Source organism: Dietzia sp. IBK-p2-16D, assembly GCF_057773085.1.
The window spans coordinates 191,599-216,414 of record NZ_JBYMTL010000002.1 but is presented as its reverse complement, the minus strand read 5'-3'; the positions used below and the strand labels follow the sequence as shown (position 1 = coordinate 216,414).

The following is a 24,816-nucleotide window of genomic DNA, read 5'->3' as shown; positions in this document are numbered from 1 at the left end:
CATGCACGACAACGGTGAGCGTTCTTGCCGGTGTTGCGGCGAACCACACTAGTGCTCGCGACGAAGCACCTCGCCGGAGCTAGTCGGGTTAGCGGTTGCCGTCGCCTATCGGCCCGTTCAACCTCGGGGCCTTGTGCGCAGATTCAGGATCCTAAACTCCCAGCGCCATTGACAGCAGTCGGCTCCCAGCCCGCGTAGAGGGTGAGGTTTCCGGTCACTCGAGTGGCGAAGTCATACCGCAAGGTGGCTGCGGAATTGGTGTACCAGCCGGTGAACTTGAAGCCACTGCGGGTCGGAGCGGCCGGCTCGGAGACGATCCCATCATGGTCGACGCTGATAGGCGCAACCGCACTTCCACCGGCGGACTCAAAGTTCACCAACCAAGTACCGACAGGCAAGCGCTCCCAGCCCGCGTAGAGGGTGACGTTTCCGGTCACTCGAGTGGCGAAGTCATACCGCAAGGTGGCTGCGGAATTGGTGTACCAGCCGGTGAACTTGAAGCCACTGCGGGTCGGAGCGGCCGGCTCGGAGACGATCCCATCATGGTCGACGCTGATAGGCGCAACCGCACTTCCACCGGCGGACTCAAAGTTTACTAACCAAGTGTGCCCCTCCACCAGAGTCCTGTATCCACGCCAAGTAGGGGTGGGATAGTAACCAGGTGTGCCGGGTTCGGCGAACGCGGCCGGAACACGAACGATCAAGCCCGGGGCACTACCGAGCGACGGGTTTGGGTCGGTAGCGCCTTCGATAGTAGTGGGAGCGGGGCCGGTGAACCGCACAGAAGTCAAGTTAGAACTACCACCGAACGGGGATGGCCCAAAGGCCGAGAGGCCTATTGATGCAACACTAGACCCGAACGTTACAGATGTAAGCCGATTTCCCCGGAACGCCGTGTGGCCAATGGTCTTGACAGAGTCAGGAATCTCAACAGAGGAGAGGCTGTTGTTCTCGAAAGCGCCGGCCCCGATATCAGTGACCGAACTGCCAAGCCTCACGGAAGCAATTTTGTTGCCAATGAATGCCCTGTCGCCAATGGAAGTAACCGAGTCTGGGACGATCAGCGAGGTAAGTGAGTTGTAAGCGAACGCGCCCTCGCCAATTCTTGCTACCGACCTGCCGATATCAACTGAAGTCAGTCGTGCGCCCGCGCTCGATATCACGGGACTCGCAAACGCATCGCTACCGATGGAGGTGACCGAGTCCGGAATACGGACCGAAGTTAGCGAGTTGTCTCGGAATGCACTGTCCCCAACAGACGTGACAGAGCCCGGGATCTGGATCGAAGTAAGAGCATTATTCCAAAATGCGCCGCTGCCGATCGTGGTGAGCGAGTAAGGCAGTTTAACCGTGGACAGATAATTGTCACGGAATGCGTCGTTACCGATGACAGTTACTGACATTGGAATCTCTACCGAACTTAGAGCATTGTTACGGAACGTTCCGCTGCCAATAGCCTTGACCGAATCAGGTATGGTGACCGTGTATAGCGAGTTTTCCGAGAATGTCCTGTCGCCGAGATTGATGACAGACTTTGGAATCCGGACCGAGGTGAGATTATTGTTCGAGAACGCATTAGCGCCCAAAGTTTCGATTAACTCAGGGATACGAACTGAGGCTACCTCGTTATTCGAAAATGCGCTATTTCCGATATGAGAAACGCTATCAGGGATATCCAACACCTCGATTGAGTTATCAAGAAAAGCCCCGCTACCGATCGCGGTAATCGAGTCGGGAATCTGTATGGAGGTTATATTGTTATTCCAGAAAGAATATGAACCGATCACCTTGAGGGAATCGGGAAGTTCGACCGAGTTCAGTCCGGCATTCTTAAATGCCTCGGCACCGATAGTCGTGACTGAGTAATCGGCTCCGTCGATATTTACAATGGAGGGGATTTTCAGTTCGGTCGGGCGAGGACTAAATCCGTCTAAAGCGACAACGGTCGCCTCACCTGACCATGCGTTGTAGTAGATTCCGTCGACCGAGCGGTACCCTTGCGCGTGGGATGCGCCAGGCTGGGCGAGCAGACCGCCGGCCGCCAGAATTAGTGCGAGGATCGCAGTGGCGGCCCGCCGAGATAGTGAAGGACCCAAAACGGGCACGCTGCTACGCATCAGTACGCTCCGACTTCGTCTGTAGTGAACAACGATTACCTTAGCCGTTGTCTCGCAAGACCAGCGCAAAGTAACTCAACTGGCGTGCGGCGCAGCGGAATAGATCAGGGGGTTCCGATCTATCGACGTCGATAAGTCACCGGCCACCGAGGTTCAGAGCCACCGATAATGGGTTCCGGTGGCCGATGGAATAGGAACCACCGGATCTAGAGCGCTGGTGCGGAGGTTAGTATACGACGGCAGCTAAGGATCGACCGCTAGTTGCCCTCTGAGCTCGCGGCTGCGCAGGACGCGTAGTCGACATCGGATGCGGACCCGGACACTGGACCGCCTACCTAACAGAACTCGGCGTCACAGCCGAAGGAATCGACCCGGTGCAAGAGTTCATAGACCACGCGCAGCGCACCTACCCGAAGGTGCCCTTTCGGCAAGGAACTGTCGACGACTTGAGCGACCTGCCGTACCCCCTGGGTGGAGTCTTCTCCTGGTACTCGCTGATCCACCTCGACCCCACGGTCGTGCCCGATGCGCTGGCGACGATGCGTGGGGCACTGGCACCAGGAGGCCGTCTACTGCTTGCGTTCTTCGATGGAAACAAAGTTGAGGAGTTCCCCCATGCAGTGGCGCCGGCCTTCTACTGGCCCCTGGACACGCTGATTAAGACCGTCCGCCGTGCAGGGTTCACAGTGACCCATCGGGAACGTCGACTCGATCCCGGGCAGCGGCCGCTCGCTGCGCTATTTGCCAGACGCGGATAGGGACCCGATGGCCGCCTTTCGCGTTACAGACTGGCCGTTAGAGCGCTACTCCGTCTCGCCCGGACCTAGTAGAGGTCGTCAACGATCCAGGTCGGTGGTGGGGCGGGTGAGTTCGACGGTGGGCGGGACGTCGCCTTGGTTGCCCCAGGAGCCGCCGCCGCGGGCCTTGACGTACAGGCCGGCTTGGCGGGGCTTCATGTCGGTGGTGGTGCCCTTGCCCCGCTTGGCCTCCAGGACCCACCCAGCCGGTGTAAGGCGGGCGATCGGTCTCGCCTTGCGCGGGTGCCCGGTGTGGCGGTCGATCGCTGCCTCGACCCGACGCTTGCTGCGCGAGGTGCCCCACGGGTTGGAGCCAGAGCTGGAGTAGTGCTCGAACGTAGGCCACCATCCCCACAGCTCACCGTCAGACAGCTCAGGCTCAACGGGCACCGGAGTCGGGCTGGATGCCTGCGTGGCTGCCCGGGCCGGCCGACGAGTGGGCTGTGGCGCCCGCTTGGCGCTTGATGCTGGCTCGGGCGGGAAAGTGCGGCCGGGCCCATCGAGGGCGGTCATCGTGGCGACCATGCCTCGATGCAGGCGCAGGTGTGCGTCGGTGTTGGCCATCCCCTTGCCGGACGGGTGGGGCACGTCTGCGGGAATGACAACCCCGGCGGGGGCCAGTCCTGACTTCGTCCAGCCGTCTCGGGCCATGTCGCCCATCAGCAGGATCACCCGCAGGTTCGGCAGGAGCTCGAGCAGCTCGCGAAGCCAGCGGGCGCCGCGGACGCGCTCGGGCGCCGAGGACCGTCCGTTCTTGGCGCCGGCGATTGGGGCGGGGGCGACGTTCCAGTGCACGACCTTGTCGGGGGTCAGTCCGAAGGCGTTGTAGACCTTGGCGCAGTTGCGGGCGGTGAGGTCGTCGTTCTCTAAGCTCAGCAACCCGGATCCGGTCCCTGCTTCCGCTTTGGTCGAGGGGTTGTCCAGCAGCGCCAGTACGGTCGCGTCGATGCCGCCCAGTTGCGGATCCACGTACGGCACCCGGCCCCGCGCGATGCCTTCGGCGTCGGCGACCCGGTCTGCCAGAGCGTTGATAGGCGCGACATGCCGGTCTCGGATGTGGGCGTGCTTGAGCGCCACCACCGCGGGGTCGGCGTTGCGGCCAGGCACGAACGGACCGGAACGCATCGCCTCGAGGGAGAGGCCCGGTCTCTCGGACTGTGTGGTCATGGTCGAACTCTCCCACCCAGCTACGACAGCGCGGTGCCGGTCCGCATTCCGCCAAGGGGTGCTGGCCGCGCGCACGAACCCTCCCAATCAGGACAGCCGGGACAGACCCATGTCGGCGAACAGGTCCGCATTGAGCGCCCTGGCGATCCCTGCGGTGTGTACGTCCAGGCCGTGTCGTCAGGTGTTGTCTCGGTAGTTCTGGACGAAACTTTGCCGGGCGGGTTGGTGGGCTACCCTTTCAACCGTAAACTTAAACCTATTCTTAACGGAGGGTGGAGCATGAAGGCGATGATTGGGGCCGTGGCGTCGTTATTGCTGGCTGCGGGTCTTGCGGGCTGCAGCTCGAGCGGAGAGGAGCAGCCCACGGAGAGCACCACTAGCACGACCGTCAGCAGTTCGACTCCGTCGAGCTCATCGACGACAGCCAGCAGCTCGACCTCGAGCAGCCCAGCCAGCGTCCCGCCAAGCTCTGCAACTCAGGCGAATCCGACGACACCGGCAGCTGCTCCCGCCGCCGCGGTCCCGGTTCGACCGCCGTTCATGAGCCCAGAGGACTTCGACCCCTACGGACCACCGCGGTTCGTCCAGTGCTGGGAATCCAACGCTGCGGTCATGTCAGACGGATCCATCGTCACCGACACCGTGAACTGCGCCCCCCAGCCCCCAGCAGCAGCCCCGGTGCCCCAGTATGTCGATCCGCCGCGGGCCGACGGGTGCGTCGGCCCCGCCGCGACCTGCGGTTACTACGACGAGGATGGCAACCCAATCTGGTTCGACAAGCAAACGGGCCAAACCTCGCCCCGATACCTCGACGAGAACGGCAACCCCACGATGGACCCGAACTAGAGCGCTCCCCCGCCTGAAATTGGGCCCGATGGGGGAGCGAGCAGGTCTGTGAGGGCGGCGCCTGCGGTTCAGCAGGCCCCGTTCTCGGCGGTTTGGGGCGGGTCAGCGCGGGTCGCGAAGCCCGCTGTAGTCCCTGGGGTTGTTCACGGCGAGCTCTGGATCGATCGGAGCTTTGTGAATGTGGTAGGCCCGGTTCCGGTCAACGGCCTCGTAGCCGAACGCGGGGGCGGTCTCGCGTTCAGCTCCTCCAACCGAATGTTGATTCCGGCCCGTACGGGCTCCAGCCGCCGAGGTGCGGCTTGAGGTCTTCCGGCTTCGGGTCAGGGATCGGCGGCATCGCGAGAGCTTTCGTCAGCGGATCAATGGCATCACGATGTTGCTGTACCCAGGCGATCCACTGGTATGCGTCATGGTGCTCCCCAGCGGGAAGTGTCTGCGCGCGGGCGCACATCGCCGCCAGGTACTGATCCAGATCCTGAGTCCGCCGCCAGCGGTCCACTTGCGCGGACAGGACACTTGCGCGGTGGTGCTCGGCGTAGCGCTGGCGGGCAACGTCGATCGCCTGTTCCCACCGCTGTCGCTTCTCGCGCTCTTGTCGTTCGCGTTCGAGCCGCCGGGCTTCAGCGTGGGCGGTACGAAGTTCGACTTCCTGCAGGACCTGCGCGACGTCGGTCAAAGAGTCATCCCGATCCGTCCAGGTCCCCTGCCGCACTGCAACACCGCCGCCCACCTCGACTTTCAAGAGCCCGGCAGGAACGTAGTCGTACTTCGGATACGTGGTCCAGGAGTACTTCTCGGCCTGCCGCAGCTCTGCCGACGTGGGCTCGTGCGCGACCCGCTTGGTGGGTTCAGTCACCGAGACAGTGAAGGTGTGACCCGAAACTGTGATGTCCAGGTCGTGTGGTGGCCTCTGCTGGGTGCGGTTGCCATAGCGGTCCCGACTGACCGCGGCGGCCACTTCGAAGCCGCGGGCCGAACATGCCGAGGCGATCGCGTGAAGAATCCGGTGACCGCGATGATGCAATGGCGAATTCTGCTTCCCTGTCGTGCGGGCGCGGACCTGGGCCAGCGCGGGGTGGAACTTGCTCACACGGTCTGGCACCGGGATCGGTTCAAGCGCGACTGGGCTGTGTCAAGGAATATGGACAGTGCCGCGGTGATTTCTGAACTGTCAGGCTGCTCGGAATAGGTCCTGGGCGGCGTCGTGATCGTTCCAGGCCCGGGCCGGGGTGCGGTAGCCGATGCTGGAGTGTGGTCTGCGACGGTTGTAGAACACCTCGATGTACTCGGCGACAGCGAACCGTGCCCGAGCGCGGGTGGCGAACACCTGCTGGTGGTACATCTCGTTCTTCAAGGTGGCGAAGAACGTCTCCGCGGCGGCGTTGTCCCAGCACACCCCGGTCCGGCCCATCGACTGGGTAAACCCATTGTTGGCGCAGTAGGTGACGCACTCATCTGAGGTGTACTGCGAACCGTGGTCCGAATAGAAAATCGCTCCGTGAGCAGCGCCGCCCTGCGTGCGCGCCATCTCCAGAGCATCGACGACCAGGCTGGCTCGCATGTGCTCGGCGGTCTGCCATCCGATCACCTTGCGGGTGGCCAGATCGATCACCGTCGCCAGATAGAGCCAGCCTTGCCCGGTCCGCAGGTAGGTAATGTCGCCGACGAGCGCCTGGCCGGGGCGATGGCTTCCTGGAGCGAAGTCGCGGTCGAGTTTGTCGCTGAACACCTGCGCTTTGTCGTCCGGGACGGTGGTGCGTTTGTACGCCTTACGCTGGATCGCCGCCAGCCCGAGTTCCCGCATCAGATCGGCCACGAACCCCACCGACGCCGGGTGTCCTTCGTCGTTCAAGATGGCAGCGATGCGCCGGCACCCAGCAGTGCCACGTTGCTCGTTGAAGATCCGCTCGATCTCGACCCCCAGCGCCTGGCGGCGGGCCTGAGTGGCGGTGACCTTCCCGGCGCGCTCGCGCCAGGCGTAGAACGACGAGCGCACCACGCCAAGCTGGGCGCACATCCAGTCGATCGGGAAGTTCGCCTTCTCCGCTTCGATCAGGGCTGATTTCTCGTTCAGTCCTGCTCCCGGGCGAAGAAGGCCGCGGCTTTTTTTAGGAACTCATTTTCCATCTTCAACTTGCGGTTCTGCTCTTCCAACGCAGCCAGCCGGCCATGGTCGGCCGGACTCAATCCCGGTTCGGGTTCCGGGTTGTCCTGGCGGTGCTTATTGACCCAGTTGCCCAGCGTTCCGGGGTTGATCTCCAGTTCCCCGGCGACCTCGGCGATCGAGCGGTCGGACTGGATCACCAACTGCACCGCCTCAGCCTTGAACTGCGGGCTGAACTTCCGACGTGATCGTGGTGCCATGCTCTTGATCCTCTCGCATCAAGCGGCTGTCCAAGATCCTTGGTACACCCCACCCTCGCCGATTTCGATATTGACGCTGACTGGGATCGGGTGACGCAACTACTTCAAACTCACACACGAGCACTTTCGGACTTGAACGAGAGCGACTACGCCGATACCCGTCAGGCCCCTCAGCCACGGAGATGAACGCCGGGCCCGGCAGTTATAGAACGCACTCTGATCGGCGCCGCCGTCCCGAAGGCCACCACTGACAAATTAGTGGCACGCTACTGACACGGGTTTGGCAAACTGACAAACTGTTTGGCAACCGACACATGACACCGCGATGACCGTACCTCCACCGTCGAGCCATACTCACCACATCCGGGCACCGCGGGATCCATGCAGGTTCGGCGCGCCGTTGAAATTCGAACGGACGACTAGTTGGCGCCCGGCAGGAGCAGCTACAGGCCCCGCGCCATGTCCACGAACCGCGAGTAGTGGAGCTGGTGCGCCACCGTGATCGTGGACGTGGGACCACCACGGTGCTTGCCCAGGATCAGGTCGGCCTCGCCGGCGCGCGGGTCGTCGCGCTCGGAGGCGTCCGGCCGGTGCAGCAGCATGACGATGTCGGCGTCCTGCTCCAGTGATCCGGACTCACGGAGGTCGGACACCTGGGGCCGCTTGTCGGTTCGCTGCTCCGGGCCACGGTTCAGCTGGGAGATCGCGATCAAGGGGACGTCGATCTCCTTGGCCAACAACTTGAGCTGACGAGAGAACTCGGAGACTTCCTGCTGACGGGACTCGACCTTCTTGCCCGAGGACATCAGCTGCAGGTAGTCCACCACGATCAGCCGCAGGTCGTGCTTCTGTTTGAGCCGGCGGGCCTTGGCGCGGATCTCCATCATCGTCATGTTGGGAGAGTCATCGATGAACAGGGGCGCCTCGGAGATCTCGCCCATGCGCCGGGCCATCCGGGTCCAGTCCTCGTCGCTCATCTTGCCTGACTTCATGTCGGACAACTTGACGCGTGCCTCGGCGCTCATCAGACGCATGACGATCTCGGTACGACTCATCTCCAGCGAGAACACCACCGAGGCGAGGCCGTGCTTGATGGAGCACGACCGCATGATGTCCAGGCCGATGGTCGAGTTGTGCGTGGGGATCGCGGTGGGGCCCGCCAGATACAGGTGGTCGGCAGCGGCCACCTCGATGCACTTCACCGGGACGCTCTCGGCGCCGCGCACATCCGTGATCACCCGGGCCGCCCGGCCGGAGCCGGGATGCTCGGGGACGACGATCCCGAAGTCACAGACCAGCATGAGGGTGTCGAGCGATTTGGTGGTGACGATCTGCTCGGTGCCACCCATCTCGATACGCCACTCGTGCTCGGCGTCGGCCACCAACTCGGTGCCGTCGTTGAACCGGACGGTGAAGCACGGACGGTCCTGCCACACCTCGGTCACGGCCACGACCTCGGTGGGCTGCCCGTCGGAACCCAGCACGCGATCCCCCACGGCGACCTCACCCATGGAGGTCTGCCCGTCGGGCGTGGGCAGGACGGTATCGAGCGCGAGCGCCTTACCCACACCGGGTCGGGCGGCGATGATGATCATCTGGCCACCGTGCAGGCCGTTGGTGACGGCGTCCAGGTCGGCGAATCCGGTGGGCACCCCCTGGGCGAGCCCGCCCGCGGTGTGGATCGCGTCGATCTCGTCCATCGTGGGCTGGAGCAGCTCTTCGATGATCACGAAGTCCTCGGTGGTGCGCCGCTCGGTGACCTCGAAGATCTCCGCCTGGGCGCGGTCCACGACCTCGGCGACGTCCGCGCCCTCGGAACCCGAGTAGCCGAACTGCACGATGCGGGTGCCTGCGTCGACCAGGCGGCGCAGCACCGCCTTCTCCGCCACGATCTGCGCGTAGTACCCGGCGTTGGCCGCGGTGGGGACGGTGGAGATGAGCGTGTGCAGATACGGGGCACCGCCGGCACGGCGGAGGTCACCGCGGCGGTCGAGCTCGGCGGCAACGGTGACGGCGTCCGCCGGCTCACCGCGGGCGTACAGGTCGAGGATGACGTCGTAGATCGCCTGGTGCGCGGGCTTGTAGAAGTCGCCCGGCTGGATCTCCTCCACCACGTCCGCGATGGCGTCCTTGCTCAGCAGCATCCCGCCGAGCACGGACTGCTCGGCGGTGAGGTCCTGCGGCGGGGTGCGGCCGAACTCGCCGCCGCCCCCCTCGTCCGGCGGAGGCGGCATCTCGCCGGGACCGCTGAATCCCCCCTGCGCCATGACCGCTCCTCTCCGCTGTAGAACTCGTACCGCCACCGACCCCGAACACGCACCGACCCCGTACGGGCACCCCGGTTCAGGCGCCGAGCGACCCCTTCACTGTAGGTCACCGGACCGACACGCCCGGCGCCCTGTCCGACCAGTTATCCACAGGTCTATCCACATTTGCGAGAGAGCACCTGTGGACAACTGTGGATGGATGTGAGTTACGCAGGGCCGATGGGCGTATCACTGTGGAGAACCGGTGGAATGCCCAGGCCACTTCCTGCAAAACCGCAGGTCACCAACATTGTCGCAGGTCGCCGCGTCGGTGGAGAACGCCGCTTACCACGTCACAAACATGGACACAATGGATAACGAAAGATGAACGGCACCGATCTGAGAACCGTCCGGACCCTAGGCATTACAACTAGTTATCCACAGGCCGTCCACAAAAGCGAGGGCCCCGATCGTCACTGTGACGACCGGGGCCCTTCGCGGTGAATCAGGCGGGAACGACCTCGACCGCGACGCGCGCGGTGGTGTCGTGTCCCAGGTCGACGACGACGCTGTGCGCGCCGGTCGACTTGATGTGCTCCTTGGGCATCTCGACGGCACGCTTGTCGAGGGTCGGGCCGCCCGCAGCCTTGATGGCCGAGGCGACATCGCCCGCGGTGACCGAGCCGAACAGCTTGCCGGTGTCCGAGGTCTTGACCGCGACCTTGACATCGGCCAGCGACTCGAGCTTCTGCTTGAGCTCGTTGGCGTGGTCCGCGTCGCGCACCTCACGGGCCTCCTGGGCCCGCTTGATGGACTCGACCTGACGCTCGGCGCCCCGGGTGGCCACGATGGCCAGCCCGCGCGGGAGCAGGAAGTTACGACCGTATCCGCCCTTGACCTCGACGATGTCGCCCGGCGCACCGAGCTTGTCGACGTCGGCGGTGAGGATCAGCTTCATGATCCGTCTACCTTTCTTTCCTCCGACGGACCCGACCGGGGCCGGGATGTCGCGAGGTCATGTCTCATGCTTATGGGGTGGGACGCGCGCTGCGCCCCCGGGGAAATCGACTCGCTCTAGAACGGGGGCTCGTCGTCCATGCCACCGAAGCCACCGGAACCGCCGGCCTGCGGGGCACTGCCCCACGGGTCGTCGTTCTGCTGACCACGGCCCTGGCCGCCGCCGTATCCGCCCTGCGGCTGACCGCCGCCCTGGAATCCGCCGCCGCCCTGCTGTCCGCCACCCTGGAAGCCGCCGCCCTGCTGGCCACCGCCCCCGCCGCCTTCGCGGTTGGTGCGGGTCACCTTGGCGGTGGCGTACTTGAGCGACGGGCCGACCTCGTCGACCTCCACCTCGTAGACGGTGCGCTTCTCGCCCTCACGGGTTTCGTACGACCGCTGGCGCAGCCGACCGTTGACGATGACTCGCATGCCCTTCTGCAGCGACTCGGCGACGTTCTCCGCCGCCTGGCGCCAGACGTTGCAGGTGAGGAACAGGCCTTCGCCGTCCTCCCACTGGTTGGTCTGCGAATTGAAGCGGCGTGGCGTGGAGGCGATCCGGAAGTTCGCCACCGCGGCACCCGACGGCGTGAACCGCAGCTCGGGATCCGCGACGATGTTCCCGACCACTGTGATAGGGGTGTCGCCCTGTGCCATGCGCTTGTCCTCCGTGTTGAAGCCGGCGTATTACAGCCTGAGGTGGATGGTGATCGAAGGCCGACCGACCGCGCCCAGATTACCGGGGCGGTCGGACACTCCGGGTCACTTGTCGGCGCGGAGCACCTTGGTGCGGAGGACGCTCTCGTTCAGACCGAGCTGACGATCCAGCTCCTTGACCGCGTCCGGCTCGGACTTGATCTGCACGACGGCGTAGATGCCCTCGGTCTGCTTGTTGATCTCGTAGGCGAAGCGGCGCTTCCCCCAGACATCGACCTTGTCAACCGAACCGCCCTCTTGCCGGATCACGTTGAGGAACGTGTCCAGCGACGGCGCAACGGTGCGCTCGTCGAGACTCGGATCGAGGATGACCATCACTTCGTATTGACGCATGGGACCTCATCACCTCCTGTGGACTACAGATTCGGCCACGGTGTCTCCGTGGCAGGAGGGTCGTTGCGTCAGCAACCGCTCAAGGCTACCCCGTGTGTTCTCGGGAGGTGAAATCCCCACCGACGGCGACGCCACCGCCGTCGACGGCCCCGCGACCCGTCAGAGGTCGTCGAGTGTGATGTGGCCGTCCTCCAGGGCCCGTAGCAGCAGCCTCACCTTGGTACGCGCGGGCCGACCGACGGCCTCGTATTTGGACCTCACCCGCTGGATGTACGTGCTGACGGTGGAGTCGGCGAGGAACAGCCGCTCGGTGACCTCGCGCTTGCTGTCCGAGACGAGCCAGGCGACGAGCACCTCCACCTCCCGGTCGCTGAGTTCCGGTCGCGCAGCAGGGGGCCGGAAGGGAATCGTGGCGGTCATGGCGTCCTCCGTTCTATGAACTCCGACTCATTCTGGTGCCGCCCGGTGACGGGGTGAACATCCCCCGAGTTGTCCATACAACTCCGTACGGCTGCGTCCCACGTTCGTATGAAACCCCAGCACATGACCTTCGAATCCCTTCCGTACGCCGCTCATCCGGCCGTACGATGTTGACCGTGAACACCTCCCGCGGGGCCGACGAGCCCGCCGTTGGACGATCAGCCGTTTCTCAGATTATGACTCGGGAGGAGCTCGGTGCCGCGCTCACCGCTCTCCGGGTGGCGGCCGGACTCTCGGTCCGCGACGTCGTGCGGCTGGTCCCCTCGCTGACCCTCGGAACGGCGTCGGGTTGGTTCTCCGGACAACACGTCCCGACGCGCGCCAGTGAGTCGACGCTCGTGGAGATGCTGCGACTTCTCGGGGTCGACGGGGACACGGGCTCCGCCGGGGACCCGGACGAGTGGCGGGCCGCCGTCGAGCGGGTCCGGATGCGTCCGGGACCCCGCCCCACCCCCCACCGCGGCCGGAACGGCACCCGACCCGGCGGCGACGCCGACGCGCCCACGGACCCCACCGCACCGGCGGGGGCCGATCCGGCCGACCACCGTCCGGCCCCCCGCACGGCCGTGCCCCAGCCCGATGACACGGGCAGTCCCTACGTCGGCCTACGGTCCTATCTCAGCGACGACGCCGCCCTCTTCCACGGCCGCTCGGCCGAGATCGAGCAGATCCGGTCCCGCCTCACCGCGTCGCGGATGCGACCACTGCTGGTTGTGGGCGCGTCCGGCTCGGGCAAGTCCTCGCTGCTCGCCGCCGGACTCGCCCCGCGCTGGGTCGACGAGGGCTCGACCGTGGCGATCGTGCGCCCGGACGAGGTCACCGCCGAGCTCGCGAACTCCGCGGGCCACCTCGCGGTGGACCAGTTCGAGGAGATCTGGGCGGACGAGGTGAGCGGCGCGCGCCGGGCCGAGGTGTTGGCCCTGCTCGCGGGCCGCGCCGCCGACCGCCGCCCCACGGTCCTGGCCCTGCGGGCCGACTTCTTCCAGGCCGCCCTCGCCGAGCCCGTCCTGCGTGACGCGCTCGACGACCCGGTGGTGATCGGCCCGCCCAGCCGCGACGAACTCGCCGAGATCATCGTCGCGCCGGCACGCTCCCTCGGTTACACGGTCGAGCCCTCGCTGGTGAACCTCCTGCTCGACGCGGTCGCCCCGGCCGACGGCGGCGCCGGGGAGCGTTCCCTGCTCCCACTGCTGTCCCACGTGCTGCTCGTGTGCTGGGAACGCAGTCGCCGGCGCCGGATCACCGTGGACGACTACTACTCCTCCGGGGGAGTGGAAGGCGCCGTCCGCGCGTCGGCCGAGTCCGTCTACCAGGAACTGGATCCGGCCGGCCGGGCCGCCTGCAGGACCCTGTTCCTCCGGCTGGTCGACGTCCGTTCCGCCCGTCCCGTCCGCCGCCACGCCCCGCTCGCCGAGCTGTCCGAGGACCTCCTCGTCGTCGCCACCCCCTTCGCCCACGCGGGCCTGCTCACCGTGGACGGCGAGGCGGTGACCCCCACCCACGAGGTCCTCTTCTCCTCGTGGCCGCGCCTGGTCGACTGGATCGACGCGGATCGCGAGGGCCTGCGGACCCTCGCCCGTATCCGCTCCGCCGCCGTCGACTGGGAGGGGTCGGGGCGCAGTGAGTCCGCGCTGCCCCCCGCCTCGGCCACCGCCGACTACGTGAGGTGGAGGGACGACGACGAGGACGGATCCAACGCCCACCTGGCGGAATCGGAGCGGCAGTTCCTCGCCGCCGCCGAATCCCATCACCGGTCCGTGGCCCGGCGGGACCGCACACGCATCCGTACCCTGACCGTGCTGGCGGCGTCGTTGGCGGTGGTGACCGTACTGGCCCTGGTCGCGAGTGGTGTCGCACTCCGGGCCGGCGCGGACGCCCGGCACACCCGCGACGTCGCCCTGTCCCGTTCCGGATCCGTCTCCTCGACCACCGCCTTCGCCCGCGACCCGGGCCTGGGCCGCGCATTGGCCCTGGCCGCCTACCGGATCCGACCCACCACCGAGGCGCGGTCGGCGTTGCTCAACACCAGCCGCGCCGACGTGCCGCTGCGGTTCGAGGCCGCACCCGGCAGTGGACGCGTCGTCGCGCTGCCGGACGGCGCCGGCGTCGCCTCCATCAGCTCGGACGGGGTTCTGCGGATCTTCCGCGCCGGGGACCCCGACGCGTTCGCCACGCTCGCCCCGGGCGCCGGGGAGCGCCAGGAACTGTACGCCGCCGACCTCTCTCCGGACGGCTCCGTCCTCGGGGTCGCGGGGCAGGGCGGGGTCCAGCTGGTCGACCTCCGCGATCCCGCCGCCCCCGAGGTCCTCACGGTCCTCGAACAGCAGGCCGGGCCGTTCCACTCCGTCGCCTTCTCCCCCGACGGCACCACCCTGGCCGCCGGCACCGGGGACGGCCGCGTCCTGCGATGGCCGCTGGACATGCGAGGCGGGGCGCCCGCCGTCACCGACCAGCGGGCCCGGATCGCCGTCCCGGACCCCGGCGCCGAGGTCGCCAAGCCCGTCGAGTCGCTGGCCTGGCTGCCGGACTCGCAGACCCTGCTGCTCGCCAACCGCACCGCCGGGGTGAAGACGCTGCTCGACGCCGGGGCGGACGGGGGCGGCCGGCGCGGGCCCGCCCTCGACACCGGCCCGGACGCCCTGCCCATGTCCCTCGCCGTGAACGTCGACGGCACCCGGATCGCCGCCGGCACCACCGGCCGGACGGTGCAGCGCTGGCAGGTCGACGGCAGCGGCGCCGGGGCACTGGAGAGCGCCCGCCCACTGCCCCCGCTGACCGGGTGGAACGCCTACGTCAACGACGTGACCTTCGACGACCGGGGCCGGCTCGCCGCCGCCGGATCCGACGAGCGGGTCCGCGTCTACGACCGCGCCGGTCAGATGCTCACCGAACTGCCCGCCTCCCAGGTCGCGACAGGCGTCCGGTTCACCGACTCCGACCACCTCGCGACCTACTCGGTCGACGGCCTGGTCCGGCTCTGGCCGCTGGACCGCCTGGGGGCCGCGTCGGAATCCAACTCGATCTTCCAGACAGCGTCCTCGGCGGATCGGACCACCGGGGTCCTCGGCGTCACCGCCGCGGAACTGCACCACACCGTCGTCGACACCACCGGCCCCGTCCCGCGCGAGACCGGCCGCGTCATCCCCGACGCCGGCACCCGGTTCTCCGGATCCCTGGCCATGTCCCCGGACGGTCGCGTCGTCTACGCCGGGCTCGCCGACGGCGGCGTGCAGGTGTTCACCGCGCCGTTCGGGCCGGCCACCCGGTCGGTCGCCCGCCTGCCCGTCACCTCCGGCGTGGTGGTGGCCAGCCCGCTCAGCCCCGACGGGCGCACCCTCGCCGTGTGCAGTGACACCAGTCCCGACCTGGGGCTCGTCGACGTCACCGACCCCACCCGTCCCGAACTCCGGGTGACGGTACCGCTGCCGGACCCGTGTGTGGTCGCCGAGTTCTCCGCCGATTCCGGCCAACTCGTCGTGCCGACTCTCGGGCCCGAGACGGTCATCCTCGACACCATCGACCCCGACCGGCCGGCCGTCGCGCACCGGCTCACCACCGGGATCGGCGCCTCACCCTCAGCCGGGTACGCGCACGACTCGCCACTGCTGGCCACGTCCGGGGGCGACAAGACGATCCGGCTGTGGGACGTCTCCGGCGCCTCGACGCCCCGCGAGCTGTCCTCGTTCACCGCGCCGCCCGGGGAGATCTACTGGACCGCCTTCTCCGCCGACGACGATCTCCTCCTGATCACCTCGAGCACCGGGCAGGTCACCGTGGTGGACGTGTCCGACCCGGCCGAGCCGAGGCCGTGGGCGGTGCTGGGGTCGACCACCGATCCACTGCTCTACCAGGGCCGCAGCGCCTCACCCACGGGTGGATTGCTGGCGGTGGGCGTCGAGGGCGCCATGTGGATGTGGCAGCTCGACCCGGACCGGGTGGTGAGCGAGGCCTGCGCCGGCGGCGTGCAGCTCACCGATGAGGAGTGGGACCGGCACTTCCCGGACACCGAGCCGTTCGACCTGTGCGGCTGAGCGGGTCCCGCTGCGGGCTTGCCTGGGGCACCGACCGGCCGGGCACTGCGCCAGCGCAGCAGCCGGCCCGGCACTGCGCCAGCGCGGCCGGCCGGGCAGCCGGGCAGCGTAACCGGCCCGGGATGCGCTGGCTCGTTGGCTTACGCGCCGAATTTGGTCCATCGCCCCAGCACAACCCCCTCTGAGGCGTACATTCCCGCAGCGTAGGTCAGTGAGGCAGCGTATCCGGCGAGGGGTGTGCTGGCGGAGTGTCCGCACGGGCTCCGAATCGGCCGAGCAGCCCACTCTCCCGCGGGCGAGGCCGGCCGGGCGAGGCCGGCCAGGGCCGGCGGCCGCTGACCGGGGTCGGGCCGGTCAGCCGTGCTGGAGGCCGATGGTCAGCGCCTGCGACACCGGGATCACGGTGAGGAACAGGAACGCCGCCACCGTCCAGCCGATCCACACCGGTTGGCGCCACCCCGCCCGGTAGCCGCCGGCGGCGGTGACCATGCAGATGAATCCGATCAAGATGCACACGAACATCCAGATCATCGAGCTCGTACTCATGAGACGGAGTCCTCTTCTCGGGGGGCGTCAGCAGTGTCGGTCGGCGTCATCGCCGGGGCAACGGTCGCGGGTGACGCCTCGCCGGCCGCGGACAGGGCACCAGCAGACGGCCGGGCGCCAGCGGTAGACGGGAATTCGACGGCGGCACGCGGCGCGGTGACCAGGGGTTCGTCCGGATCGGCGAGCACCCCGGCCAGCGGGTCCGCACCGTCGGGTGTGCCCTGGTGAGTCATGCGCACGCGGTCCAGGTGGGGCCGGTAGATCTCCAGGATGATCACCGCGCAGACGGCCACGACCAGCAGGTCGCGGACCACGACCAGCGGGTGGAAGACCTCCGCGCCGATCCCCTTGTTGTCCACACCGTGGAAGTACGACATGTGGGCCACCCAGAGCAGGGCGTCGAACGCCATCCACGGCAGCAGGAGCCGCACGCGGGGAACGGCGAGCACCGCGAGGGGCACCAGCCAGAGCGAGTACTGCGGACTCCACACCTTGTTGGTGAGCAGGAAGAACGCCACGATGAGGAACGCCAGCTGCGCGACCCGGGGGGTGACGGGCGCGGTGAGTCCGATGACCAGCACCGCGATGCAGCCGAGCGCGAACAACACCAGCGACACCAGGTTGAGGGTGGCGGGGGCCTCGCTCGCCGCGCGGGCCGCGTCGAATCCCTGCCAGCCCGTGAGGGTCTGGATGACCGCGTAGATGCTCTCGGGATTGGCGGGCCTGTCGGAGTTGAGGCGGAAGAACTCACGCCAGCCCTGGGGGAACGGGATCATGACCGGCAGGTTCACCGCCAACCAGGCCGCCACCGCCGCCGCGGCCGCCTTGCCCAGCTCGACGAATCGTCTGCGACGCAGTGCCACCACGAGCAGGGCGCCGAACAGGAACAGCGGGTACAGCTTCGCGGCCACGCCGAGCCCCAGCACGACCCCCGCCCAGACCGGGCGACGACGTGCCCACAGCAACAGGGCGACGGAGGCGAACGCGACCGCCATGAGGTCGTAGTTGGTGAAGGCCTGGAAGATGATGAGCGGGCTGGCCGCCATGATCAGCGTGTCCCAGGGCCTGCGCCCCGCGGACAGGTAGGTGGCCCACACGGCGATCATCCACATGAACGCGAGCAGGACGCTGCCCAGGACGAAGTATTTGGCCACCTCGATGAGGCCGCCGGGGACGAGGGCGTGCCAGGCCTGGGCCGCCTGCGCCGTGACGTACTGGAACATCCCGGACAACACCGGGTACTCCATGTAGCGGACCTCACCGTTGTCGGCGACCCACATGTACTTGTACGGGAGGGCACCGGTGTTCAAACCCTCGGCCGAGTACAGCGGCAGCGGATCCGCGTAGCACGCCTTGTAGTACTGGCGGCCGTCCCAGTTGAGGCCCGGCTGCGAGCCGTCGCCGGGATGGGTGGTCTCCAGGCAGGCGGCCTTGGAGAAGAAGCCGAACGCCAGGAAGATCACGGCGAACAACATGATCACGCGCAGCGGGGTCCAGACCCGCTGACGACCCACCACCGCGTGCCGACCGACCGGCCCGCCCCACGCCGCGATGGCCTCTTCGGCGGCCCCGTCACCCGGGCGAACCCGCTCGTGCGGCCCCAGTGATCGGAGGTCGTCGTCGAGTGGCAGCGGGGAGATGTGGCCGTTACTCTGCACGGTCACACCCTAGTCCACGGCATTTCGCACCCGGGCCCACGGCGATCGCCACTCGGCGCGGGGCGGCGGCAGCCATCGGGCGACGTGACCACCGAGCGTCAGGCGCCCGCGTCGCCTCCCCCGGCCTCTCCACCGGCGCCTCCTCCGGCGCCGCCGCCACCGGGGACCGGTGCGGGCTCCGGTGCGGGGGCCGGGGCGGGCGCGGGGGCCGGGGCCGGGGCGCCGGCTCCCGGGATGACGATCTCCGGCAGTCCGGGGACCTGGAGCGTGAGCGGCCCGGGCGCCTGGGGTGCCGGCGCGGGCTCGACCGGGGCCGGGGCGGCACTGGGCTCGGGCGTGTAGTCACCGGAGTCGGTCCCACCCGTGGTGCCCGAGCTGCTGCCGGAGGACTCCCACTGGGACGCGCCGGCCTGGCCCCCGATGTACCCGGGTTCGGGGAAGCTCTCCCAGTCCGTGCCCGACAGTGCACCGTCCATCGCGGACTTCCAGATGTCGGCGGGAAGTGACGCGCCGTACATCGTCCCGCCCCAGGCGTTGAGCAGCGGCTGGTTGTCGTCGGTGCCGACCCACACGGCGGTCGCGATCGACGGGGTGTAGCCGACGAACCAGGCGTCCTTGTTGTAGCCGCTGTCGCCGAGCTGGGTGGTGCCGGACTTGGAGGCCGAGGGCCGTCCGCCGGCCAGTGAGTGCCCGTTGGAGTAGGCGGCGATGGGCTGCATCGCTGAGGTGAGGTTGTTGGCGACGTCGGCGTCGACCACCTCCTCGCCCTCGACGGAGGAGTTGTCCAGGAGCACCTCGCCGTCGGCGGTCTCGACCTTCTCGATGAAGTGCGTCGGCCGGTGGACGCCCTCAGCGGCGAAGGTCGCCAGGCCGGTGGCCATGTCCCGCACGCGGATCGGGTACTGGCCCAGGATGAGGCCGTCGTAGGGATCCTCGCCCTGCTCGCTCAGCGTCTCCCACGGCAGGCCCGGGATCTGCTTGGGGATGCCGACGCGGTGGGCCATGTCGCGGACGTCGTTCGCGCCGTTGTCGAGCATCCGCTGGAGCCGGATGAAGGAGGTGTTGAGCGACATCAGCAGCGCCTGGGAGAGCGAGCAGGAGCCGCAGGACTGACCGTTGACGTTGGTGACGGTGACGTTGCCCGTGGTCACGGGCGCGGACGAGATCTGGGTACCCAGACCGATGCCCTGCTCGAGGGCCGCGGCGACACCGAAGATCTTGAACGTCGAACCGGTCTGCAGGGGGGCGTTGGCGTAGTCCCAGCCCTCGGCCTCCTCGCCGCCGTAGTACCCGATCACCCCGCCTGTCCTGGGGTTGATCGACACGATGGCGGTCCGGTTCTCCGGCCTCTCACCCTGCATGTTCGACCGCGCCGCGTCGACCACGGCGGCCTGGGTCCGGGGGTCGATCGTCGTGGTGATCTTCAGCCCGCGGGTGTTGAGCATCTGCTCGTCGATCCCGGCCAGGGCGAGCTCGGCCAGCACCTGGCGGCGGATGGGCCCGTTGCTCGGGTCCCCGACGTTCTGCTCGATGGCCTGCGGGTCCTCGACGACCTGGGGGAACACCGCGTTTCCACGCTGCTGGGCGTCGATCGCGCCCATCTCCCTCATGCCGTCCATGACGTAGTTCCAGCGCCCCTCCGCCGCCTGGCGGTTGTTGAGCGGGTCCAGCGCGGAGGGCGACTGGATGACACCGGCCAGCAGTGCGCCCTCCTCGATCGTGAGGGCCTCGACCGGCTTGTTGAAGTACGCGGTGGAGGCGGCGGCGATGCCGTAGGCGCCGCGGCCGAAGTAGATGGTGTTGAGGTAGGCCTCGAGGATCTGGTCCTTGGACCACTCGTTCGTCATCTTGGCCGCGATGATGATCTCTTTGGCCTTGCGCTCGTAGGTGGGCGCGTCGCCGACCATCGTGTTCTTGACGTACTGCTGGGTGATGGTGGAGCCGCCGCCCGCGCCGGACTCACCGGTGATCTGCCCGATCACCGCGCGGCCGATGCCGGTGGGGTCGTACCCCTCGTTGGTGTAGAAGCTGCGGTCCTCGGCGGCGATCACGGCGTTGCGCACGTGCACCGGCACCGTGTCGAGCTCGATGAGCGTGCGGTTGCCCTCCGGAGGGACGATGCGGCCGATCATCGTGGTGCCGTCGCTGGAGTAGATCTCGGAGATCTGCTCGGTGCGGACGCTGCCCGCGCTCGGGATCTCGGTGCGGTTGTACATCACGCCCGCGATGGCCAGGGGGATCACGAGGACGACGACGGCGAGGAGGATCACCGTCGTCCAGACCGGATGGCGACGGGCCCAGCCGGGCCGGTCCGGGTTGGTTCCCCGGTCCTTGTCGGCGGATCGACTCGTCCTGCCACTCTGCGTCATGTTCTACCCTCCTGCGAGCCGACCCGATTGGCCCGGGAGTCCCCCGGTTGCGGTGCTCTGGCGACCATTGTGTACGAAATCGCGACGGATTCTGTACTCCCCGGCCCCCGCCGGGCGCTCCCGGTGGCGTCAGTGGTGCCGCCGGAGCTCCCGCGCCGCCCGTCGCACGCCCTTTCCGGTGCCCGGGGTGAGCCCCACCTCATAGGAGAGGATGAGGTGGTTCCAGGAGCAGCTCCGGCAGACTTCAACCACGTGGACGGTGAACCCGTCGTGGGTCAGCGCGAGCTGGGCGATCTCGTCCTGCCCGCGGGCGGAGCCGGACGCGGTCCCGAGGTCGTCACCGAACACCCAGGAGACCTCCGTGAGGTTCTCCTTGCGGCAGACCGGGCAGACAGTCTCGGTCTCCACGCCGTGGAAACCGGCGGCGCGCAGGAGGTAGACGTCCGCGTCGCACACCTCGCGTAGCGAGAGCGCGCCCTCGCGCAGGCCCCCCAGGACACCGCGACGACGCAGGGCGAAGTCCACCACCCGTCGACGCCGGAGCGCCGCACGGCCGGTGGGGTCCTCGGGCCCCGGCGGGGGGCCGGGTCGCGGGGAGCGGGAGTCGGCCTGGTCCACGCAGTCCAGCCTACGGCCCCCGTCCCGGGCCCGGGCCGGACCGAGCCCCGCGGATGTCGCGGCGAGGCCCGCGACGTCGGATCGATGCCACACCTCGGTATATCGGCTTGATACATCAGCGGGTGTACAGTCGGTGTCCGTCGCATGACACGAGGCGCACGACGCGCAGGTACGACTCGCGGGAAGGGGGAGACGGAGTGCTCGAACTGGCCATCCTGGGGCTGCTCGACGAGCGGCCGATGCACGGCTACGAGCTGCGCAAGCGGCTCTCGGAGATGCTCGGGACGGTCCGGACCGTGTCCTTCGGTTCCCTCTATCCCACTCTGCGCCGCCTCCAGCAGCAGGGTGACATCGTCGAGGACTCCTCGGCCGCCACCGCGACGCGCCCGCCCGCCACCGCGCGACGCGGCCGGAAGACCTACCGCATCACCACCCGCGGCAAGGATTCGCTGGCCGCCCTGCTCGACGAGCCGGCGTCGGCGTCGTTCACCGACGACGGCTTCGGCGTCCACCTCGCGTTCTTCGACCGCACGCCAGGCCCCGCCCGGGTGCGGTTGCTCGAGGGACGGCGCCGGGTGCTGGAGGAGCGTCGCGAGGGCCAGCGGGACGCCGCCACCCGCACCGGACCCTCCGAGCTGCGCTACGCCCGGCAACTGACGCTGCTCGGGTTGGAGACCAGCGAGCGCGAGCTGCGCTGGATCAACGAACTCATCCGGACAGAGAACCCATCACAAGGAGAACCCCAATGACCGACCAGAAGGTGCGCGTCGCGATCGTCGGCGTCGGCAACTGTGCGTCCTCGCTCGTGCAGGGCGTCGAGTTCTACAAAGACGCCGCGATCGACCAGACCGTCCCCGGCCTCATGCACGTCAAGTTCGGCGACTACCACGTGAGTGACGTGGAGTTCGTCGCCGCGTTCGACGTGGACGGCAAGAAGGTCGGCATGGACCTCGCCGAGGCGATCAACGCCTCCGAGAACAACACCCTGAAGCTGTGCGACGTGCCGCCGACCGGCGTGAGCGTCCAGCGCGGACCCACCCTCGACGGCCTGGGCAAGTACTACCGCCAGACCATCGAGGAGTCCGCCGCCGAGCCCGTCGACGTGGTGCAGGCGCTGCGCGACGCCGAGGTCGACGTCGTGGTCAGCTACCTGCCCGTCGGCTCGGAGGAGGCCGACAAGTTCTACGCGCAGTGCTGCATCGACGCCGGCGTGGCGTTCGTCAACGCCCTGCCCGTGTTCATCGCGTCCGACCCCGTCTGGGCCGAGAAGTTCCGCAGCGCCGGCGTCCCGATCGTCGGCGATGACATCAAGAGCCAGGTCGGCGCCACCATCACCCACCGCGTCATGGCCAAGCTGTTCGAGGACCGCGGCGTCGCGCTCGACCGCACGTACCAGCTCAACGTCGGCGGCAACATGGACTTCAAGAACATGCTCGAGCGCGACCGCCTGGAGTCCAAGAAGGTCTCCAAGACCCAGGCCGTGACCTCCAACCTCGAGGGATCGCTCAAGGACAAGATCCACGACCGCAACGTCCACATCGGCCCCTCGGACTACGTGGAGTGGCTCGACGACCGCAAGTGGGCGTACGTTCGTCTCGAGGGACGCGCGTTCGGTGACGCCCCGATCAACCTCGAGTACAAGCTCGAGGTGTGGGACTCGCCCAACTCGGCGGGCATCATCATCGACGCCGTCCGCGCGGCCAAGATCGCCAAGGACCGCGGTATCGGCGGACCGATCCTGCCAGCCTCGGCGTACCTGATGAAGTCGCCGCCGGAGCAGATGGCGGACGACAAGGCCCGCGCCGAGCTCGAGGCCTTCATCATCGGGGCCTGACCAGCGCAGCAGAGGGATCGTATGAACCGCACAGCGACGAACCACCCCCAGACCACCACCGGGCGTCGCCGTGCCCCGGCCGTCATCGCACTCGCGATGGCGGCCGGTGTCGTCCTCGGGGCCTGTTCCGCGGACTCCGGTGACGGCACCGTCCCCTCGCCGACGACGCGGACGAGCACCTCGTCGTCGTCATCGACCCCGGCTCCCACCACGACGGCCTCCGACACCGCGGAGCCCGTCTCGGCACCTCCGGCACCGGCTCCGCCCGTCGCCGCGGCGCCCGCGACACAACTGCCCGCCAACGTCGTGGGCACCGGCGGGCCCTGCCAGATGCTCGGAGAGGTCGCGCAGGCTCAGGACGGGTCCGCACTGTTCTGCACCGAGGACCCCGGCGGGGCCGGCCCACTGTGGCTGCCGCAGGCCGGCGCCGGTGCCGATCCCGGCGGGGGCGCCGTCGCGGATGCCACCGGACAGGCCCGACCCGGCGGCCCGTGCGCACAGGAGGGTCTCGCGGTGACCGGCGTCGACGGCGCCGTGCTCACCTGCCGCCTCACCGGTGGGGGCGACGTGCCCGGCGGACTCTACTGGCAGTAGGGGCCCGCCCGCTTCCCCAGCATCGCCCGCTTCCCGGGCAGCCCGCCCGGCACCCGATGGGGCCTCATCCGGTTGCAGGTGGGGCGCTGCGCAGATTGACTGGGCAACAACTGTCCCGAAGATCAACCGGAGGCCCCGATGACCCAGACCCGGTTCGCCCATATCGAGGTCGACGACGGTGTCTACGCGCCCCAGGACGATTCCTGGCTCATCTGCGAGGCGCTGGACCAGTGCGATCTGGTCGCGGGAAAGCGTGTCCTCGACATCTGTACAGGCAGCGGCATCCTCGCGATCGAGACCGCGATCAAGGGCGCGCGGGAGGTACTCGCCTACGACATCTCCCCCGCCGCCGTGGCGTGCGCGACACGCAACGCAGAGCGGGCCGGGGTACGGGTGGACGTCCGGCTCGGCACCCTCGACGACGCCCGTCGGGCCGGGCCCTTCGACGTGGTGGTCTCCAATCCGCCCTACGTCCCCTCCGACGCCCCGCTCGAGGGCACCGGTCCCAACCGGGCGTGGGACGCCGGTGCCAACGGCCGGGTGGTGTTGGACCAGCTGTGCGATCTCGCCCCGGACCTCGTCGCGCCCGGCGGGAGCATGCTCATCGTGCACTCGGAGTTCTCCGACCCCCCGCAGACCATCCGCAGACTCCAGCAGGCCGGATTCACCGCGCGGCCGGTCGCCACCCGCATCGTGGACTTCGGCCCCGTCATGACCTCATACGCCGAGCGACTCGAGGCCGCCGGCCTGCTCGCGCCCGGTCGACGTGAGGAGGAGCTGGTGGTGATCCGCGTTGACCGCCGCTGACGCCAGGCGGGTGCGGATCGTGCCCGGTGGCCCGATGCTCGTCGAGGGCCCGGTCGAGCTGACGACCCCCGACGGCGAGCGCGTGTGCTCGGACCGCTTCATGGTGGCGGTGTGCACGTGTCGACGCAGCAAGACCTACCCGCTGTGCGACACGAGCCACCGGCGCAAGGTGCGGTCGACCGGGACGTCCCCCGACGACGACTGAGCGCGGCACCGGCCCAACCCCCCGGCCCCGGCCCCGGCCCGTCCGCCGCTCACCGCTCGCCGCGAATCCGCTACTCGGAATCGGGATCTGC

Annotated in this window: 20 protein-coding genes and 1 pseudogene; 8 read left to right on the top strand and 13 right to left on the bottom strand. The window is 68.1% G+C overall.

Features of this window, described 5'->3' with window-relative positions; genetic code table 11:
• Positions 1-143: 143 nt before the first annotated feature.
• Complete coding sequence (locus AC3DE3_RS05330) at positions 144-2,117, bottom strand: leucine-rich repeat protein (protein ID WP_488369238.1); 1,974 nt, start codon at positions 2,115-2,117, stop codon at positions 144-146.
• 299 nt (positions 2,118-2,416) lie between these two features.
• On the opposite strand from AC3DE3_RS05330, the pseudogene AC3DE3_RS05325 reads away from it, so the two are divergent.
• Positions 2,417-2,875 (top strand): annotated as a pseudogene (locus tag AC3DE3_RS05325) (class I SAM-dependent methyltransferase); the annotation flags it as partial.
• Positions 2,876-2,953: 78 nt separating this feature from the next.
• Here the strand turns inward: AC3DE3_RS05325 and AC3DE3_RS05320 are convergent.
• Positions 2,954-4,081: a uracil-DNA glycosylase family protein gene (locus AC3DE3_RS05320; protein WP_488369237.1), complete on the bottom strand. Its 1,128-nt coding sequence runs from the start codon at positions 4,079-4,081 to the stop codon at positions 2,954-2,956.
• Between the two features lie 612 nt (positions 4,082-4,693).
• On the opposite strand from AC3DE3_RS05320, the gene AC3DE3_RS05315 reads away from it, so the two are divergent.
• On the top strand, positions 4,694-4,927 hold the full coding sequence (locus tag AC3DE3_RS05315; RefSeq protein WP_488369236.1) for a hypothetical protein: 234 nt from the start codon (positions 4,694-4,696) through the stop codon (positions 4,925-4,927).
• Between the two features lie 238 nt (positions 4,928-5,165).
• Here AC3DE3_RS05315 and AC3DE3_RS05310 read toward each other — a convergent pair whose 3' ends face one another.
• From AC3DE3_RS05310 to AC3DE3_RS05280, 7 genes are all read right to left on the bottom strand, one after another.
• Entirely contained in the window at positions 5,166-6,017 is an 852-nt protein-coding gene (locus AC3DE3_RS05310; protein ID WP_488369235.1) for a hypothetical protein, read from the bottom strand.
• 81 nt (positions 6,018-6,098) lie between these two features.
• Positions 6,099-7,291 (bottom strand): IS3 family transposase gene (locus AC3DE3_RS05305; RefSeq protein ID WP_488369234.1). Its coding sequence is split into 2 segments (ribosomal slippage): positions 6,099-7,039 and positions 7,039-7,291, totalling 1,194 coding nucleotides; the frame shifts between segments, so codons are not numbered across the junction.
• 443 nt (positions 7,292-7,734) lie between these two features.
• A complete protein-coding gene (gene dnaB, locus AC3DE3_RS05300; RefSeq protein WP_488369619.1) occupies positions 7,735-9,525 on the bottom strand; it encodes a replicative DNA helicase in 1,791 nt (596 codons plus the stop codon).
• A gap of 517 nt (positions 9,526-10,042) precedes the next feature.
• Complete coding sequence (gene rplI / locus AC3DE3_RS05295) at positions 10,043-10,495, bottom strand: 50S ribosomal protein L9 (protein ID WP_260486036.1); 453 nt, start codon at positions 10,493-10,495, stop codon at positions 10,043-10,045.
• 116 nt (positions 10,496-10,611) lie between these two features.
• Entirely contained in the window at positions 10,612-11,190 is a 579-nt protein-coding gene (locus AC3DE3_RS05290) for a single-stranded DNA-binding protein (protein WP_260486037.1), read from the bottom strand.
• A 105-nt stretch (positions 11,191-11,295) separates the two neighbouring features.
• Positions 11,296-11,583: a 30S ribosomal protein S6 gene (gene rpsF / locus AC3DE3_RS05285; protein ID WP_260486038.1), complete on the bottom strand. Its 288-nt coding sequence runs from the start codon at positions 11,581-11,583 to the stop codon at positions 11,296-11,298.
• A gap of 159 nt (positions 11,584-11,742) precedes the next feature.
• A complete protein-coding gene (locus AC3DE3_RS05280; protein ID WP_260486039.1) occupies positions 11,743-12,003 on the bottom strand; it encodes a LuxR C-terminal-related transcriptional regulator in 261 nt (86 codons plus the stop codon).
• 236 nt (positions 12,004-12,239) lie between these two features.
• Here AC3DE3_RS05280 and AC3DE3_RS05275 point away from each other — a divergent pair, with 236 nt between their 5' ends.
• On the top strand, positions 12,240-16,094 hold the full coding sequence (locus AC3DE3_RS05275; RefSeq protein ID WP_488369232.1) for an nSTAND1 domain-containing NTPase: 3,855 nt from the start codon (positions 12,240-12,242) through the stop codon (positions 16,092-16,094).
• Between the two features lie 354 nt (positions 16,095-16,448).
• Here the strand turns inward: AC3DE3_RS05275 and AC3DE3_RS05270 are convergent, their stop codons facing one another.
• The 4 genes from AC3DE3_RS05270 to AC3DE3_RS05255 form a co-directional block, all read right to left on the bottom strand.
• Positions 16,449-16,640: a hypothetical protein gene (locus AC3DE3_RS05270; protein WP_260486041.1), complete on the bottom strand. Its 192-nt coding sequence runs from the start codon at positions 16,638-16,640 to the stop codon at positions 16,449-16,451.
• Positions 16,637-18,304, bottom strand: a complete 1,668-nt coding sequence (locus tag AC3DE3_RS05265) for a glycosyltransferase family 87 protein (protein ID WP_488369231.1) — start codon at positions 18,302-18,304, stop codon at positions 16,637-16,639. Before AC3DE3_RS05265 ends, AC3DE3_RS05270 begins: the two co-directional genes overlap by 4 nt.
• A 92-nt stretch (positions 18,305-18,396) precedes the next feature.
• Complete coding sequence (locus AC3DE3_RS05260) at positions 18,397-20,667, bottom strand: transglycosylase domain-containing protein (RefSeq protein WP_488369229.1); 2,271 nt, start codon at positions 20,665-20,667, stop codon at positions 18,397-18,399.
• 129 nt (positions 20,668-20,796) lie between these two features.
• Complete coding sequence (locus AC3DE3_RS05255) at positions 20,797-21,195, bottom strand: DUF5318 family protein (protein WP_488369618.1); 399 nt, start codon at positions 21,193-21,195, stop codon at positions 20,797-20,799.
• A gap of 287 nt (positions 21,196-21,482) precedes the next feature.
• Between AC3DE3_RS05255 and AC3DE3_RS05250 the strand changes: the two genes are divergently transcribed.
• From AC3DE3_RS05250 to AC3DE3_RS05230, 5 genes are all read left to right on the top strand, one after another.
• The gene (locus AC3DE3_RS05250; RefSeq protein ID WP_488369228.1) at positions 21,483-22,034 is read left to right on the top strand and encodes a PadR family transcriptional regulator; all 552 of its coding nucleotides are present in this window, start codon (positions 21,483-21,485) and stop codon (positions 22,032-22,034) included.
• On the top strand, positions 22,031-23,119 hold the full coding sequence (locus AC3DE3_RS05245; protein WP_488369227.1) for an inositol-3-phosphate synthase: 1,089 nt from the start codon (positions 22,031-22,033) through the stop codon (positions 23,117-23,119). The genes AC3DE3_RS05250 and AC3DE3_RS05245 overlap by 4 nt, the downstream gene beginning before the upstream one ends.
• 21 nt (positions 23,120-23,140) lie before the next feature.
• Complete coding sequence (locus tag AC3DE3_RS05240; protein ID WP_488369226.1) at positions 23,141-23,713, top strand: hypothetical protein; 573 nt, start codon at positions 23,141-23,143, stop codon at positions 23,711-23,713.
• Between the two features lie 138 nt (positions 23,714-23,851).
• Positions 23,852-24,520 carry a HemK2/MTQ2 family protein methyltransferase gene (locus AC3DE3_RS05235; RefSeq protein ID WP_488369225.1) on the top strand — a complete coding sequence of 223 codons (669 nt, stop codon included), beginning with the start codon at positions 23,852-23,854 and terminating at the stop codon, positions 24,518-24,520.
• 34 nt (positions 24,521-24,554) lie between these two features.
• The gene (locus AC3DE3_RS05230) at positions 24,555-24,725 is read left to right on the top strand and encodes a CDGSH iron-sulfur domain-containing protein (protein WP_260489221.1); all 171 of its coding nucleotides are present in this window, start codon (positions 24,555-24,557) and stop codon (positions 24,723-24,725) included.
• Positions 24,726-24,816 lie beyond the last annotated feature (91 nt).

What these genes read in the sequence shown, in the direction of transcription:
- AC3DE3_RS05245 (WP_488369227.1), top strand. Translation starts at nt 22,031, where the DNA reads ATGACCGACCAGAAGGTGCGCGTCGCGATCGTCGGCGTCGGCAACTGT.
- dnaB (WP_488369619.1), bottom strand. Translation starts at nt 9,525, where the DNA reads ATGCCGCCTCCGCCGGACGAGGGGGGCGGCGGCGAGTTCGGCCGCACC.
- AC3DE3_RS05260 (WP_488369229.1), bottom strand. Translation starts at nt 20,667, where the DNA reads ATGACGCAGAGTGGCAGGACGAGTCGATCCGCCGACAAGGACCGGGGA.
- AC3DE3_RS05235 (WP_488369225.1), top strand. Translation starts at nt 23,852, where the DNA reads ATGACCCAGACCCGGTTCGCCCATATCGAGGTCGACGACGGTGTCTAC.
- AC3DE3_RS05240 (WP_488369226.1), top strand. Translation starts at nt 23,141, where the DNA reads ATGAACCGCACAGCGACGAACCACCCCCAGACCACCACCGGGCGTCGC.
- AC3DE3_RS05280 (WP_260486039.1), bottom strand. Translation starts at nt 12,003, where the DNA reads ATGACCGCCACGATTCCCTTCCGGCCCCCTGCTGCGCGACCGGAACTC.
- rpsF (WP_260486038.1), bottom strand. Translation starts at nt 11,583, where the DNA reads ATGCGTCAATACGAAGTGATGGTCATCCTCGATCCGAGTCTCGACGAG.
- AC3DE3_RS05275 (WP_488369232.1), top strand. Translation starts at nt 12,240, where the DNA reads ATGACTCGGGAGGAGCTCGGTGCCGCGCTCACCGCTCTCCGGGTGGCG.
- AC3DE3_RS05290 (WP_260486037.1), bottom strand. Translation starts at nt 11,190, where the DNA reads ATGGCACAGGGCGACACCCCTATCACAGTGGTCGGGAACATCGTCGCG.
- AC3DE3_RS05270 (WP_260486041.1), bottom strand. Translation starts at nt 16,640, where the DNA reads ATGAGTACGAGCTCGATGATCTGGATGTTCGTGTGCATCTTGATCGGA.
- AC3DE3_RS05330 (WP_488369238.1), bottom strand. Translation starts at nt 2,117, where the DNA reads ATGCGTAGCAGCGTGCCCGTTTTGGGTCCTTCACTATCTCGGCGGGCC.
- AC3DE3_RS05315 (WP_488369236.1), top strand. Translation starts at nt 4,694, where the DNA reads ATGTCAGACGGATCCATCGTCACCGACACCGTGAACTGCGCCCCCCAG.
- AC3DE3_RS05320 (WP_488369237.1), bottom strand. Translation starts at nt 4,081, where the DNA reads ATGACCACACAGTCCGAGAGACCGGGCCTCTCCCTCGAGGCGATGCGT.
- rplI (WP_260486036.1), bottom strand. Translation starts at nt 10,495, where the DNA reads ATGAAGCTGATCCTCACCGCCGACGTCGACAAGCTCGGTGCGCCGGGC.
- AC3DE3_RS05230 (WP_260489221.1), top strand. Translation starts at nt 24,555, where the DNA reads ATGCTCGTCGAGGGCCCGGTCGAGCTGACGACCCCCGACGGCGAGCGC.